The sequence below is a fragment of the Tenacibaculum litoreum genome (assembly GCF_964513915.1).
Taxonomy (GTDB): domain Bacteria; phylum Bacteroidota; class Bacteroidia; order Flavobacteriales; family Flavobacteriaceae; genus Polaribacter; species Polaribacter litoreum.
This window is the reverse complement of sequence record NZ_CAZEQS010000002.1, coordinates 778,474-793,482: the sequence shown is the minus strand read 5'-3', so window position 1 is coordinate 793,482 and position 15,009 is coordinate 778,474. Positions and strand designations below refer to the sequence as shown.

Annotated in this window: 11 protein-coding genes; all 11 read left to right on the top strand. The window is 30.6% G+C overall.

Going from position 1 to position 15,009, the window contains the following annotated elements:
• Positions 1-8: 8 nt before the first annotated feature.
• The 11 genes from ACKTTR_RS05065 (at position 9) to ACKTTR_RS05015 (ending at position 14,972) form a co-directional block, all read left to right on the top strand.
• Positions 9-476, top strand: a complete 468-nt coding sequence (locus ACKTTR_RS05065; protein WP_408026797.1) for a DUF1573 domain-containing protein — start codon at positions 9-11, stop codon at positions 474-476.
• Complete coding sequence (yajC, locus tag ACKTTR_RS05060) at positions 476-796, top strand: preprotein translocase subunit YajC (RefSeq protein ID WP_408026796.1); 321 nt, start codon at positions 476-478, stop codon at positions 794-796. The genes ACKTTR_RS05065 and yajC overlap by 1 nt, the downstream gene beginning before the upstream one ends.
• Before the next feature lie 80 nt (positions 797-876).
• On the top strand, positions 877-1,806 hold the full coding sequence (locus tag ACKTTR_RS05055) for a YbbR-like domain-containing protein (RefSeq protein WP_408026795.1): 930 nt from the start codon (positions 877-879) through the stop codon (positions 1,804-1,806).
• Between the two features lies 1 nt (position 1,807).
• A complete protein-coding gene (coaE, locus tag ACKTTR_RS05050) occupies positions 1,808-2,398 on the top strand; it encodes a dephospho-CoA kinase (RefSeq protein WP_408026794.1) in 591 nt (196 codons plus the stop codon).
• Positions 2,399-2,543: 145 nt separating this feature from the next.
• Positions 2,544-4,073 (top strand): sensor histidine kinase, encoded by a 1,530-nt coding sequence (locus ACKTTR_RS05045; RefSeq protein ID WP_408026793.1) that lies wholly within the window; start codon positions 2,544-2,546, stop codon positions 4,071-4,073.
• Positions 4,074-4,084: 11 nt separating this feature from the next.
• Positions 4,085-4,783 (top strand): response regulator transcription factor, encoded by a 699-nt coding sequence (locus tag ACKTTR_RS05040; protein WP_125068104.1) that lies wholly within the window; start codon positions 4,085-4,087, stop codon positions 4,781-4,783.
• A gap of 128 nt (positions 4,784-4,911) precedes the next feature.
• On the top strand, positions 4,912-5,808 hold the full coding sequence (locus ACKTTR_RS05035; RefSeq protein WP_408026792.1) for an ABC transporter ATP-binding protein: 897 nt from the start codon (positions 4,912-4,914) through the stop codon (positions 5,806-5,808).
• Positions 5,809-5,817: 9 nt separating this feature from the next.
• Positions 5,818-6,666, top strand: a complete 849-nt coding sequence (locus ACKTTR_RS05030) for an ABC transporter permease (RefSeq protein ID WP_408026791.1) — start codon at positions 5,818-5,820, stop codon at positions 6,664-6,666.
• 50 nt (positions 6,667-6,716) lie between these two features.
• Entirely contained in the window at positions 6,717-9,566 is a 2,850-nt protein-coding gene (locus ACKTTR_RS05025; RefSeq protein WP_408026790.1) for a T9SS type B sorting domain-containing protein, read from the top strand.
• 10 nt (positions 9,567-9,576) lie between these two features.
• Positions 9,577-12,189: a T9SS type B sorting domain-containing protein gene (locus tag ACKTTR_RS05020; RefSeq protein WP_408026789.1), complete on the top strand. Its 2,613-nt coding sequence runs from the start codon at positions 9,577-9,579 to the stop codon at positions 12,187-12,189.
• An 80-nt stretch (positions 12,190-12,269) separates the two neighbouring features.
• Positions 12,270-14,972: a T9SS type B sorting domain-containing protein gene (locus ACKTTR_RS05015; protein WP_408026788.1), complete on the top strand. Its 2,703-nt coding sequence runs from the start codon at positions 12,270-12,272 to the stop codon at positions 14,970-14,972.
• Positions 14,973-15,009: the final 37 nt, after the last annotated feature.

Below are 15,009 nucleotides of genomic sequence, written 5' to 3'. Positions count from 1 at the left end.
TTTTTACAATGAAGAAAATAGCAGTAGTAGTAGCATTTGTTGTTTCAGCAGGAATGTTAGTTTCTTGCGGGCAAGGAAATGCTTCATCAAAAGTTAAAAAAGAAAATGTTGAAAATGCAGAAAAAAGGGATAGCTCTATTGGTTTAGGCGCTCCTGTTATTTCTTTTGACAAGGAAGAGTTTGACTTTGGTACTGTTAACGAAGGAGACGTTGTTAAAACTACCTTCGTAGTAACAAATACTGGTAAAAGCGATTTAATCATTACAAATGCGCAAGCATCTTGTGGATGTACTGTTCCTGAATGGCCAAAAGAAGCTATTGCTCCTGGTAAAACAGGAGATATTAAAGTTAGTTTCAATACTAATGGAAGAGTTAATAAACAATCTAAGTCTATTACTTTAACTACTAATACTGAAAAAGGTAGAGAGGTTATTAAGATTTCTGGAATGGTAACCCCTAAAAAGACGAACTCATAATGTTTACAACCATTTTTTTACAAGCTAGCTCACAAGAAAGTTTAATGAACATGCTTCCTTTCGTGGCAATGATTGCTGTTTTTTACTTTTTAATTATTCGTCCACAAATGAGACGTCAAAAAAAGGAAAAACAATTTCAAACAGAAATTAAAAAAGGAGCTAAAGTAATTACAACTAGCGGTATTCATGGTAAAATTGTAGAAATCAACGATACCGACAACACTGTTACTATTGAAACAGGTGCTGGTAAGATAAAGTTTGAACGTTCTGCCATTTCTATGGAAATGAGTAAAAAATACACTACTGAAACTAAAAAATAACAGTATACAATTTTATAAAAAAGTGAGCTCATGGGCTCACTTTTTTGTTTTTTACGTAGATTGCATCAATAAACTATTTCTTGAAAACAAAATTTAACATACCTAAAACTTTCTTTGGTTTTTTAACTGCTTCTATATTTTTTTGGTTACTTATTAACCTATCAAAAGAATATGACACAACAATAGTATATGATGTTGAATATACTCAACTACCACAACAAAAAACATTAATAGAAACACCTATTAACACCCTCTCTTTAAAGCTAAAAAGTAGTGGATATAACTTACTAGTTACAAGTATAACACATAAACCTATTAAATTGGACCTTAATAAGGCTTCTAAAAAAACTGGGAATAGTTATTATTTTTTATCTAAAAACCTAACTTCAGAAGTTCAAGAACAACTAAAATCTAGTATTGAATTACTTAAGATTGAAGAAGATACCATTCCTTTAAAAATTGGTACACTTAGTTCAAAAAAAGTTCCTTTAAAACCTAACCTTAGCTTGTCTTTTCAGCTAGGTTATGATCTTTCAAAACCAGTAACTATTATTCCTGATAGTGTTTTAATTTCTGGTGATGAAGCCTATATTGCTAAAACCGATTTTTTAAATTTAGAGAGCACTACTTTAGAAAACTTATCAAAAAGCACAAATATCTCCATTCCTATTGTTTTTCCAGAAAACACTCAGCTTAAATCAAGTCATTCTACAGCTGAAATTAATATTGACGTTGATAAGTTTACAGAAGGGGAAATAGAAGTGCCTGTATTTGTTAAAAACGCTCCTAAGGGAATTAATGTTTTCCCTAAAAAAGTTAAAATTATTTACAAAGTAGGTTTACAAAACTTTAATGAAGTAACCCCAGATTTATTTAAAGTAGAATGTGATTACTTGCAATCTAAAAATAAAGAAGTTAATTACCTTACACCACAAATAAAAGGTCTTCCTGACATGGTAACCTTAGTAAGAATAGTTCCTAATAAGATTGATTTTTTAATATATAAATAAAATGGTAATAGGTTTAACAGGAGGAATTGGTAGTGGAAAATCTACTGTAGTTAATATATTTTCGGAATTTGAAAATATTGCCATTTATATTGCTGATGATGAAGCTAAAAAGTTAATGAACACATCGGCTAAAATAAAAACTCAATTAATTACTGAATTTGGTGAAGAAGCTTACATCAATAATGAACTGAACAGACCCTACTTAGCTTCAATCGTTTTTAATAACAAAGAAAAATTAACTACTCTTAACGCCATTGTACATCCTATTGTTAATGAACATTTACAACGCTTTATAAAAGAAAACAATGGTAAAGATTATGTATTATATGAAAACGCAATTCTTTTTGAAAACGGAAGCGATTCTTTTTGCGATAAAATCATTACAGTTACCGCTCCTGAAAATGTAAGAATCAACCGAGTTATAAAAAGAGATAACTCAACAATTGAAGATGTAAAAAGTAGAATAAAAAACCAATGGAGCGAAACAAAAAAAACACTTCAATCAAACTACTTAATTGAAAATCTTACACTTACAAAAACAAAAGAACAAGTCTTAAAAATCCACAATTCTTTAACAAAAAAGAGAAGCTAATTTACGCTTTGTTAATGTTTTCTGTTAAAATTATCTTAATTTTATAGTAACTTTGTTAATCTAAGTTAAAAGATTATACCCCTAAATTTTATTAATTTATTTTTGAATAATGGGTAAGAAAATTTTTATTCTCATTGTTGTTTTAATGAGCATTTCTTTAATTGGAATCATCTCTATTCAAGTATATTGGATTAACGATGCTATTAAAAATAAAAAGGAACAATTTAAAAACAATGTAAAAATTGCTTTAGCTCGTACCTCTGAAAATATAAAAGAGAGAGAGTATCTAGAGTTTCAGCAAAACTATAAAGACTATTTTGAAAACGACAAGTTTAGAACTGATGCAGAAATAACAACTTTTCTTTTTCAGCAAGTTGATACAGTAAGTAAAAAAAAGTTTTCTTTTGGTAGTACCATATTAGAAGAGAGTATTAAAATGCCCAATGAATTCGTTGATAATGACTCCATCATTATAAAACGTTACTCTGGAAAAGAAGACATTTACTTTTCCCAAATAATAAAATCTGAAAGTAAAGATTTTAAGCCTTTTTTAGATGAAAGCCGCCATTCTTCTTTCAGAATATACAGTACATGGAATGACGAAGTAATGGAACATGCTTTTAGACGAAGTAAAGCTGTGTTTCCTATTAATCAAAGAATAAGTAATAAAGAATTGAGTAATACACTTAAAGAAGAGTTTGCTAAAATGAATATTACACAAGATTTTAAATATGTTGTTTATGAAGATGGATTAGCAACACAGTTAAAGTCTGGATATTTTAACATACAGCCACAAGATATTAACTATCCGTTATTGGAAGATGAAAATGGAAATAGTAAATATAAATTGTATGTTAAATTTCCTAACGAAAAAAAGAACCTGCTATCAGGTATGATGAAAGTACTAATACTTTCTTTATTTTTTATAGGAATTATCATCGCTGCTTTTTCAACATCGTTATATCAGCTTATTCGTCAAAAAAAGATCTCTGAAATAAAAACAGACTTCATTAACAATATGACACATGAGTTTAAAACACCTATTGCTACCATAAACCTAGCCTTAGATGCAATTAAAAACCCAAAAATCATATCAGATGAAGAAAAGGTTAAAAGATATGTTCAAATGATTCGTGATGAAAACAAGCGAATGCATGGACAGGTAGAAAATGTGTTACGAATTTCAAGACTTGAAAAGAACCAGATTGAAATTAGTAAGGATGCTGTGGATATGCACGACATAATTGAGGAGGCCATTGAACACATTCAACTCTTAACCGATGATAAAAAAGGAAGTGTTACAACTCATTTTGAAGCTATTTCAACAGAAGTTCTTGGAAATCAGTTTCACCTAACAAATGTTGTTGTTAATATGCTAGAAAACGCATTAAAATACTCAGAAAATGCACCTAAAATAGATGTATTTACTGAAAACACAAATAAATACTTTATCTTTAAGATTAAAGATGAAGGGATAGGAATGAGCAGAAATGCTCAAAAGTATGTGTTCGACAAATTTTATAGAGAACATAAAGGGAATATACACAATGTAAAAGGTCATGGGTTAGGCTTAGCTTATGTAAAAGAAATTATAGACAGTCACCAAGGTACCGTTTATGTTGAAAGTGAAAAAGGTAAAGGAAGCACATTTACAGTTAAATTACCATTAATATAAAATATTAAGAAATGGGGAGTAAAAAAATATTATTAGTAGAAGATGATCCTAATTTTGGAACAGTTCTGAAAGATTATTTAGCATTAAATGATTATAATGTTACACATGCTAAAGATGGAATAGATGGTTTAATTATGTTTAAAAATGCAGAATACGACTTATGTATTTTAGATGTAATGATGCCTCGTAAAGATGGTTTTTCTTTAGCTGAAGACATTCGTGCAACTAACAAAGAAATTCCTATCATTTTCTTAACAGCTAAAACACTAAAAGAAGATGTTTTAAAAGGATACCAAGTAGGAGCTGATGATTACCTAAATAAACCTTTTGACTCAGAGGTTTTATTACATAAAATCAAAGCTATTTTACAACGTAAAGAAACTGAAAAGACAAACGACAGTGACGAGTTTGAATTTAAAATTGGAGCTTTTGATTTTAACTCAAAACTACGTCATTTGACCTATAAAGGAGGAGAAGCTCAAAAGTTATCTCCAAAAGAAAGTAAACTTTTACGAATGTTAGCTATTCATAAAAACGACTTAATGCCTCGCGAATTAGCTTTAACTAAAATATGGAGGGATGATAATTATTTCACTTCTCGTAGTATGGATGTTTACATTGCAAAACTTCGTAAATATTTAAAAAGTGATGAAAATGTTGAAATCTTAAACATTCATGGTGAAGGGTTTAGATTAATAGACAATAAATAAAAACACACATACATTCTTAACAACAGTAAAAGACTTCTTGAATTCAAGAAGTCTTTTCTTTTTTATACATTGTAACAATAATTTATATCAATCGTCAAATACATATAATCAACAAAAACCAAAATAGCTTGGAAACAATTTTATCTATTCGAAACCTCGATAAAAAATACGGAAAAGTTCATGCCGTAAACAATCTTTCTTTCGATATTCAAAAAGGCACTGTTTATGGAATTTTAGGTCCTAACGGAAGTGGTAAATCTACTACTTTAGGTATTATTTTAAATGTAGTAAACAAAACCTCTGGGAGTTTTAGCTGGTTTAATGGAAACTTATCTACCCACGAGGCATTAAAAAAAGTAGGAGCTATTATAGAACGTCCTAATTTTTACCCATACATGAGCGCTGTTCAAAACTTGCAGTTAATTTGTAAAATTAAAGGAGTTTCGTACGATAAAATTGAAGAAAAACTTAAGACTGTTAATCTCTTTGAGCGTAGAAACAGTAAGTTTAAAACTTACTCTTTGGGAATGAAACAACGTTTGGCCATCGCTTCTGCTCTATTAAATGATCCAGAAATTTTAATTTTAGACGAACCTACAAACGGACTTGACCCACAGGGAATACACGAAATTCGTCAAATAATTAAAGAAATTGCCCAAAACGGTACTACAATTTTACTAGCCTCTCACCTACTCGATGAAGTAGAAAAAGTGTGTTCGCATGTAGTCGTTATAAGAAATGGTATAAAGTTATACAGTGGTAGAGTTGATGAGATGACTGCTTCTAATGGATTTTTTGAGCTTCAAGCAGATAATCAAGAAATACTTACTCAGCTATTAGAAAATCATCCAGCAATAGGGAATATCAAAGAAGAAAATGGAATTTTAATAGCTAATCTTGACTCTGAATTGTCTGCTTCTGAAATTAATACATTTTTATTTAACAAAGGAATTTCTCTTTCTCACTTAGTAAAACGTAAACCTAGCTTAGAGCAACAATTCTTAGACCTTACCAACAACCAATAAACTTACACCATGTTACGACTTTTAAATATAGAAATTCATAAATTAAAATATAACAGAGCTAGTAAAGTTCTTTCAATTATCTACTTCGCATTATTAACCTCTATTGCTTTAATTGCAGCAATAAAGTTTGATATTGGTCCCATTAAATTTCATTTAGCTGAACAAGGAATTTTTAATTTTCCATATATCTGGCACTTTAACACATATATGGCAGCCATATTTAAATTCTTTTTACTATTAGTTATTGTTTCTATGATGGCAAACGAGTACAGTTATAAAACTTTAAAACAAAACTTAATAGACGGTTTAAGTAAAAAAGAATTTATTCTATCAAAATTCTATACTGTTATAGCCTTTGCTTTTATTTCAACCATCTTTGTTTTTGTTGTCTCATTAATTCTTGGAGCTATATATTCTGACTTTAATGAAATAGCTATCATATTTTCAGACTTAGATTATTTATTCGCTTTCTTCATTAAGTTATTAGGCTTTTTCTCTTTCGGATTATTTTTAGGTGTCCTAATTAAACGGTCTGCCTTTGCTGTAGCTGCTATGATTGTTTGGCTAATTGTAGAAAGTTTAATTAAAGGATATTTATACTGGACTTTTAGAAATGTAAAAACAGGTGTTGATGAAGCTGTAAATTCAATCATGCAGTTCTTTCCTCTAGAATCTATGGCTAATTTAATTAAAGAACCATTTACAAGGTTAGGTGCAGTAAAATCAGTAGCCAATCAAATAGGAGAAAACTTCACTAAAGATTATTCTGTTAGCCTCTTCAATATAACTATTGTATTAATTTGGACTGCTATTTTTATTTACTCATCATATGCCTTGTTAAAAAAACGAGATTTATAGAGGGTTTTATGTAGTTTAGTTGTTTTATTTGTATAAATAAATTCATTTTAATGAAAAAACAACTACTTCTAGCATTTTTAATTACAGCCTCTATTTCTCTTTATAGCCAAAAGGAAGCAAATGTTTGGTATTTTGGAAATAATGCAGGTCTTGATTTTAACTCAGGAAATGCAGTAGCTTTGAATGAGGGGGTATTGAGAACTCAAGAAGGTTGTTCATCTATTTCTGACGAAAACGGGAACCTATTATTTTATTCAGACGGAATTAATGTTTGGACAAAGAAGCATGAACTAATGCGTTACTCGAATGGTAATCTAGCTAATGACTTACAAGGTAATCCCTCAAGTTCACAATCTGGATTAATTGTTCCAAACCCTGAAGATAAAAACCTTTACTATATTTTTACAGTAGGTACTGATTTTATTGGCTATCAACCTTATCCTAATAACCCTGGGTTTAAATTTTACACTATTGATGTTTCTAAAGGAAATGGAGGTGAGGTTATTTCTGGGCCAATTAACCTTTCCAATGGGCGAGATAAAGAATGGTCTGAAAAAGTTACTGCTGTTCAAGGAAAAGACTGTAAAGAAATATGGGTTTTGTCTATCGTACAAGATACTTTTTACGCCTATAAAATTGATAAAAACGGAGTGGATTCAACAACTCCTATAACCTCATCTTCATCTTACTATTTAAGAGACAAAAGAGGGTATTTAAAAGCATCTCCTGATGGAAGTAAAGTAGCACTCGCTGACTTTACTAATGACGGAATTGGAAGATTAGTTTTATACGATTTTGATAATGTTACAGGTAAAGTAAGCTCTAACGGTATAACTCTTACAGATGAGCCTACCGATGGTTCTCCTTATGGTGTTGAATTTTCACAACAATCAACAAAACTGTATACTTCTTTATATCATGAAAACAGTAATTCTTTCAGAGTTTTTCAATACAATTTATTAGATGCTAACATCGCACAAACTAAAACTCAAGTTCATCAAGAGCAAGGTTATAGAGGAGCTTTACAATTAGCTCCAAACGGAAAGATATATGCTTCCATTCCAGATAGAGCTTATTTAGGAGCTATAGAGAATCCAGAAGATAATGCTACTGATATTCAATTTACTTCAAACGCTGTAGACCTAAGTGGAGCCATGTCTTCACAAGGATTACCACCTTTTATTCAGTCATTTTTTGCACCTGTTAAATTAGTCAACCTCGCTAATAATGAAGTTCTAAACAATAGCAACCAGATTTTTTGTATTGGAGAAAGTTACCAAATTCAACCAGAAAAAAACAACCCTAACGATACCTATACATGGTTTAAAGAAAGAAAAGAAATAGCCAAGACAAGAATATTAACTGTTGATAACACTAATTTTGGTAGTGGTTTATATGAAATAAAAATAGAATCTAATTCTTATTGTAAAAAAACATACACTGGTAAAGTTCAAATTACGTTTGAACCAAAACCTACAATCAATTCAATTCAACCTTATATACAATGTGATTTCGACAGTAATCCTATTGACGGTTTTACAACTTTTAACCTAGAAGTATTAGAAAATGCTTTGGTAAATAACCTTTCTGAAGTTACAATTGATTTTTTTGAAACGTATGACACTAGTTTTTCATCACCAATTAACAAAAATAATTACACTAATTTAACGGCAACAAATCACTCTATAACTGTAAAAGTTACAAATAACGCTACCCAATGCTATCAAACGGACACTATTAATTTACAAGTAAACCCAACAGGATTAACTTCCTATAGCAATGAATACATCCATGAATTAGATCAAAATGCATCCAACCCTGGTGCTAAATTTAGCATTGGTACTAACAACGGTTTTCTTGACTTCTCTTTGAAGACGCAACAAATAATTAATAATTCAGGAGGATCGCTATCAGAAATTACTCACGATTTTCAATACTACAGAACAGCAGAAGATGCTTCCTTACAAATAAATCAAATTATTCCCCCATACGAAGATGACTTATTTACCAACAATTCTGATGTGTATGTTAGAATTTCAAATAAAGGAGCTGCATCTTGTGAAGCAGTAGGTAATTTTAAAATTTTTGTAGAAAAAATCCCTATCCCTCAAGGTAACTTAAATAACATTATCCTATGTGTTGATAACCCAAGGCTAAGCCCTCAACCTCATACAACTCCTTTAAATGCTGATACAGGAAATGTTACTGACACATATAAATGGTATCTAGATGGTAAATTAATACCTAGAGAAACATCAGCTATTTACTATGCTAATACGACAGGTGAATATAAAGTTGAAGCTTATAGAACTCATCCAAACATCACTTCCCTTTTTATGGGATATAATACATTTTTTGTTAAAGAATCTAACCAAACATTAATTGTAAATATTAAATCAGTAGATGACCAAGATAATCCAAACAATAATAAAATTGAAATTGTAGTAGACGGAATTGGGGATTATGAATATGCCTTAAATAGTACAAACCTTAGTGACTTTACTAAAGGAGACGAAAATTTCTCATATACCTTCACTAACATTCCTCCAGGATTAAATTCTATTTCGATTAGAGATCGTAACGGTTGTGGAATTGTAACATCCAACCAAATTTCAACTATTTATTTTCAACGTCACTTTACACCAAATGGAGATGGGCATTTTGACACATGGAAAGTTTTAGGGGTAAACAACAATTATTATGATGTGATCAAGGTTCAGATATTTAATCGTTTTGGAAAATTGATTAATGAGATTACCGATAAAAATCATTCAGGTTGGGATGGTATTTATAATGGTACTTCCCTACCTTCTAACGATTACTGGTACAATGCTGAGTTAATAAATTCCAATGGAAAAATCCGAAAAAAAACTGGGCATTTCTCTTTACTGAGAAAATAATTTACACATTATGAAAAAGACATTTTTTTTTATTTTATTTTTTACTTGCTTACACGTATTTGCTCAAAATGATTGCTCAGATGCAATCGTAGTTTGTGGTAACAGTGGTTTTCAAAACTTAAATGCTACCGGTGTAGGTATTCAAGAGCTTTCAGGCTCAAACACATGTTCTAGTCAAGAAAATAATAGTTTATGGGTTAAAATTAAAATTGACAAAGGAGGAACATTAGGTTTTACACTTACTCCTACCAACTCAGATGGTAGTCATAATACAGACATTAATATCGATTTTGATTTTTTTATATTTGGTCCAAATGTAAACTGTGCCAACATCGGTCAAGCTATTCGCTGTTCAACTACAAATCCAGCTGCCAGTAACCAAGGAAATAACTTGACAGGACTTAAAAATTCTGAAACTGATATTTCTGAAGGTCCAGGTCCTCAAGGCAATAGTTTTGTTCGTTCATTAAATGTAAACGATAACGATTCTTATTTTCTGGTTATTGATAGACCTATAGGTAATAGTAGTTTTAAAATCGATTGGACAGGTACTGCTACTTTTAATAATCCTCCCGCAATTAATCCCCCAACTTATGGTCAGTCTTATGACTTAAAAGAATGTGATAGTGATGGTATTTTTGATGATAGTACACTCTTTGACCTAACCACTAACAGCAATTCAATACTAAATGGACAAACAGATGTAAAAATTAGTTACCATCTAAGCAATAATGATGCTCAAACCAATACAAACCCTATAGTAACTCCAAATGCTTTTAAAAACACAAGTAACCCTCAAAAAATATTTGTACGATTAACGAACATAAACTCTGAATGTTTCTCTGTAACCGATTATGATATTATTGTAAACAATAATATTAATATTACTCAACCATCAGATTATGTTGTATGTGATGATACTGATAGTGGAAGTAATACTGATGGTTTATATAGTTCTTTTTTATTTTCTTCAAAAGACAGTGAAATTTTAGGTACATTAGATTCAAATACGCATATCGTAAACTACTATCAAAGCCTTTCAGATGCGCAAAACGACTTAAACCCTATTAACAAAAATTCTCTTTTTACTAATGTTACAAAAAATACTCAAACTGTTTTTGTTAGAGTTGAGAATAATGTTGGATGCTTAAATACATCAACTAGTTTTAATCTAGTTATAAATCCTGTTCCTTCATTTATTATGTTACCTCCTTATCAGCAATGTGATTTTGACAACAATCCTACTGATGGTTTTACTACATTTAACTTACAGAGTAGAGAAGCAGAATTATCAAATAACGATACAAATGTGACTGTTCTCTTTTTTAAAAATCAAACTGATTTTGACAATAACATATCAATAACATCACCACAAAACTACACTAACACTTCACCTTTCAACCAAACACTACTTGTAAAAATTATAAATAATACAACACAGTGTTTTAATACAGGAAGCATAGATTTAACTGTTAACTCATCTGGTCTAGATACTTTTGACGACATGTATTCTTGTGAACTAGACATTAATGCTTCTATCTCTAATGCTATTCAAAGTATAGGTAGTCAAAACACATTCTTTGATTTTGATATAAAGAGGGATGATATTATTACAAAATCTAATGGAGCGTTAACCAATAACACCCATTCTATTGAGTTTTATAGAACAGCTAACGATGCCTCATTACAAACAAACAAAATTCTACCTCCATATGATGATGACTTATTTACTGATAACACAGAAGTATTTGTAAGAATTATATCAAAAAATAACAACGCTTGTGAAAGTGTCGGTAAGTTTAATCTACATGTTATAGATTTGCCTGTTCCTCAAGGAAACCCCGATAATATTATTCTTTGCGTTGATAACCCTAGGCTAACCCCTCAACCTTATACAGTTCCCTTAAATGCTGATACTGGAAATCCAACAGATACTTACAAGTGGTATTTAAATGGTAGTTTACTCTCTGGAGAAATATCTTCTATTCATAATGCTAACACTGAAGGAGAATATAAAGTTGAAGCTTATAGAAGTCATCCTAATCTTTCGGAAGATTGTATGGGGTATAATACGTTTTTTGTAAAAGAATCGAATCATGCGTTAATTGTTAACATAAAATCTGTTGATGATCAAGATAACCCTCAAAACAATAAAATCGAAATTACAATTGACGGAATTGGTGACTATGAATATGCCTTAAACAGTACTGACCTTAGTGATTTTGTAAAAGGTAATGAAAACCTTTCGTATACCTTTACTAATATTCCTCCTGGGTTAAACGCTGTTTCAATTAGAGACCGAAATGGTTGCGGTATTGTAACATCTAATAAGATTTCAATTATTTACTTCCAACGCCATTTTACTCCTAACGGAGATGGACATTTTGATACATGGAAAGTTTTAGGTGTTGATAATGATTTTTATGATGTTGTTAAAGTTCAAATTTTTAATCGTTTCGGAAAACTAATTAACGAAATTACTGATAAAAACAGCCAAGGTTGGAATGGTATCTACAACGGTACTGACCTTCCTTCTAATGATTATTGGTACAATGCTGAATTAATTGATAAAAGTGGAAGAACCCGAAAAAAGACAGGGCATTTTTCTTTACTGAGGAAATAACTCTCTTTTTAAGAAAAAACTTTAACATATAAATTCCATAGTTTTTCCTAAATTGCATGTTAGCAAATAGTTAATAAGCTATGAATAAATTACTACCTTGTTTTTTCTTTTTTATCTCTCTTTATTGCTTTTCACAAAGAGAAACTGATAACTGGTTTTTTGGAAATAAAGCAGGGCTTAACTTTGGTATTGATGTAGTCAATACTCTTACCGATGGTCAAATGATTGCTCCTGCAGGTTGCTCTAGTATATCCGATAGTAATGGAAAATTATTATTTTACACCAATGGTAGTACTGTATGGAACAGCAACCATGAAATTATGAAAAATGGTGAAGGCTTAGTAGGTGAAGTTGATTTAGCACAATCTTCAATTATCATACCTAAGCCTAACAATGATAATATATATTATATTTTCATGAATAGGAAAACCAAAACTAATAGCCCTACTTTATTTTCCGGGATTTATTTTTCTGAAGTTGAAATCTCTAGTGAATACCCTTTAGGAAAAATAATTAGGAAAAATACTAGACTTGCAAACTCAACGGCTCAAAGAATTACTGCTGTACATCACAAAAACGGTAAGGACATTTGGGTAATAACATATGGAAGTAACTATTATAATGGTCCAGATAATATTTTTTTTGCATTTAAAGTGACTCAAAAAGGTGTTACGTTCACTCCTATAAAAACTAAACTAAATAAAATAGACAAAAACTCATACGGAGGGGAGATGAAAGCCTCTCCTGATGGAAGTAAAGTTGCTTTATCTATAGGCTCTAAGCTTTATATCTATAAATTTGATAATACAGTAGGAACCTTTTCAAGATTTAAAGCTTTTAACTTACAACTTAATTTTACTGATGGGTACATCTGTAATGGATTAACTTTTTCTCCTAACTCTAAAATCTTATACTATTCTGCTTTTTATTATGAAAGCGGAAATAATGATAGTTATAATATCATGCAGTTGAATATAGAAAATGCTCCTCGTTTTTTTTTAGGAACTCCTATTTTTACCATTCCTCCTAGCAGAGCTAGTGCTTCTGCTCAATTAGCATCTGATGGTAAAATTTATATTGCTCAAATAAACTCAGACGGAAGCCCTACCAAAACTTTGGGAATTATTCAAAACCCTAATAAAATAGGAGTTGAATGTAACTATACACAGGATGTAATAAACCTAGAAAATGGATTGTCTTATTTTGGTTTACCCAATTTTATTCAATCCTATTTTAGAAATAGAATTATTACCGAAAATCAATGTGTCTTTGACATGTTTAACTTTGCTCTTGATTCGTATGCTCCTATTGATAGTGTAACGTGGGATTTTGGTGATGGAAACACAAGCAACCTAATCAATCCTGAACACGCATATACTGCTCCAGGAGATTATATTGTCACTGCTACTATTAACATCAATAATCAAGACATTCCTCTTTATAAAAAAGTTACTGTTTACCCTCTACCCAAATTGATACCTAACCAAGAAATTATTCAATGTGACGATGATAATGATGGCGTAAACTTATTTAACCTATATACTATTGCTGATAAAATTACTACCGATACTACACATATCTATAAGTTTTACAGAAGTTTAACCGACGCTCAAAATGATACCAATCAAATATCGGATCCAGAAAACTTCTACAATGAAACAAATCCTCAAACCATTTATACAAAGGTTACCTCTGTAAATGGTTGCTCTGATATCGAAAGCTTTTCTATTGAAGCCTTATTTAGACCTGCACTTACCATTAACCCCATAACTGTTTGTAGAAACCCCGAAAATAGTATAGATGAAGATAAAGGTCTTTTTGACTTGAGGGTTAAAAAAAGTCAAATAATAAGTGATTTAGGCTTAAGCAAACTTGAAAAAGTATCTTTTTTTGATTCGGTAGAAAATGCTCAAAAATCAATCAACCCTCTTCCTTTTGAATACATTTCAGGTTCTACTACTATTTGGGTAAAAATAGAAAATGAAAACGGATGCTTTGGTATATCTCCTATCGATTTAATTGTTAACCATCCTCAAATTAATCTACAGGACAATTATACTATTTGTATTAGCCCTTCAGATCACCCCGCTATTATATTAAATGCAGACTCTTCTAACGATCGGTTTGAATGGAAAGATGAAAACAACAATACAATTAGTACCAGTAATAGTTTCACTTTAACCAAAGAAGGTGGGTTTTCTTTAACCATTTACAAAATAGTAAACGGTATAGAATGTTCAAACTCTAAAAATTTTACAGTTAACTATCCTCCACCTCCAGAGATTTTAAATGTTGAAGTAAATGTTCAAAGTGAAACCGACAACAGTGTTTATATTAGTATTGATGGAGATAGTAGTTATGAATTTTCTTTAGATGATACTACTTATGTTGGAAATGGAACCTCTCACTCTTTCAACAATGTGCAACCTGGTATTGCCACTATTTATATAAGAGATATTAATAAATGTGAAACTCCTACTAAAGCCTCAGCTAGTATAATTGGCTACCCTAAGTTTTTAACTCCTAATGCTGATGGATTTAACGATTATTGGAAAGTTTATGGAGTAAGCTCTAATTTCTTTAAAGAAATAGATATTAAAATATTTAATCGCTTTGGTAAAATTCTATATGTCATAAATGATAATAATTCGGAATTTGGTTGGGATGGAACTTATAACAACATTAAACTCCCTTCTAATGACTACTGGTTCCATGCCAAACTAAAAGACCTTAATGATAATACAATAGATAAAAAAGGACATTTTACACTCAAAAGAAATTAAAATTCATCACATAAATAACTATCCGTATTTTTGTTGA

Coding starts and splice junctions, on each gene's coding strand:
- ACKTTR_RS05065 (WP_408026797.1), top strand. CDS start 9: ATGAAGAAAATAGCAGTAGTAGTAGCATTTGTTGTTTCAGCAGGAATG.
- yajC (WP_408026796.1), top strand. CDS start 476: ATGTTTACAACCATTTTTTTACAAGCTAGCTCACAAGAAAGTTTAATG.
- coaE (WP_408026794.1), top strand. CDS start 1,808: ATGGTAATAGGTTTAACAGGAGGAATTGGTAGTGGAAAATCTACTGTA.
- ACKTTR_RS05045 (WP_408026793.1), top strand. CDS start 2,544: ATGAGCATTTCTTTAATTGGAATCATCTCTATTCAAGTATATTGGATT.
- ACKTTR_RS05040 (WP_125068104.1), top strand. CDS start 4,085: ATGGGGAGTAAAAAAATATTATTAGTAGAAGATGATCCTAATTTTGGA.
- ACKTTR_RS05030 (WP_408026791.1), top strand. CDS start 5,818: ATGTTACGACTTTTAAATATAGAAATTCATAAATTAAAATATAACAGA.
- ACKTTR_RS05025 (WP_408026790.1), top strand. CDS start 6,717: ATGAAAAAACAACTACTTCTAGCATTTTTAATTACAGCCTCTATTTCT.
- ACKTTR_RS05020 (WP_408026789.1), top strand. CDS start 9,577: ATGAAAAAGACATTTTTTTTTATTTTATTTTTTACTTGCTTACACGTA.
- ACKTTR_RS05015 (WP_408026788.1), top strand. CDS start 12,270: ATGAATAAATTACTACCTTGTTTTTTCTTTTTTATCTCTCTTTATTGC.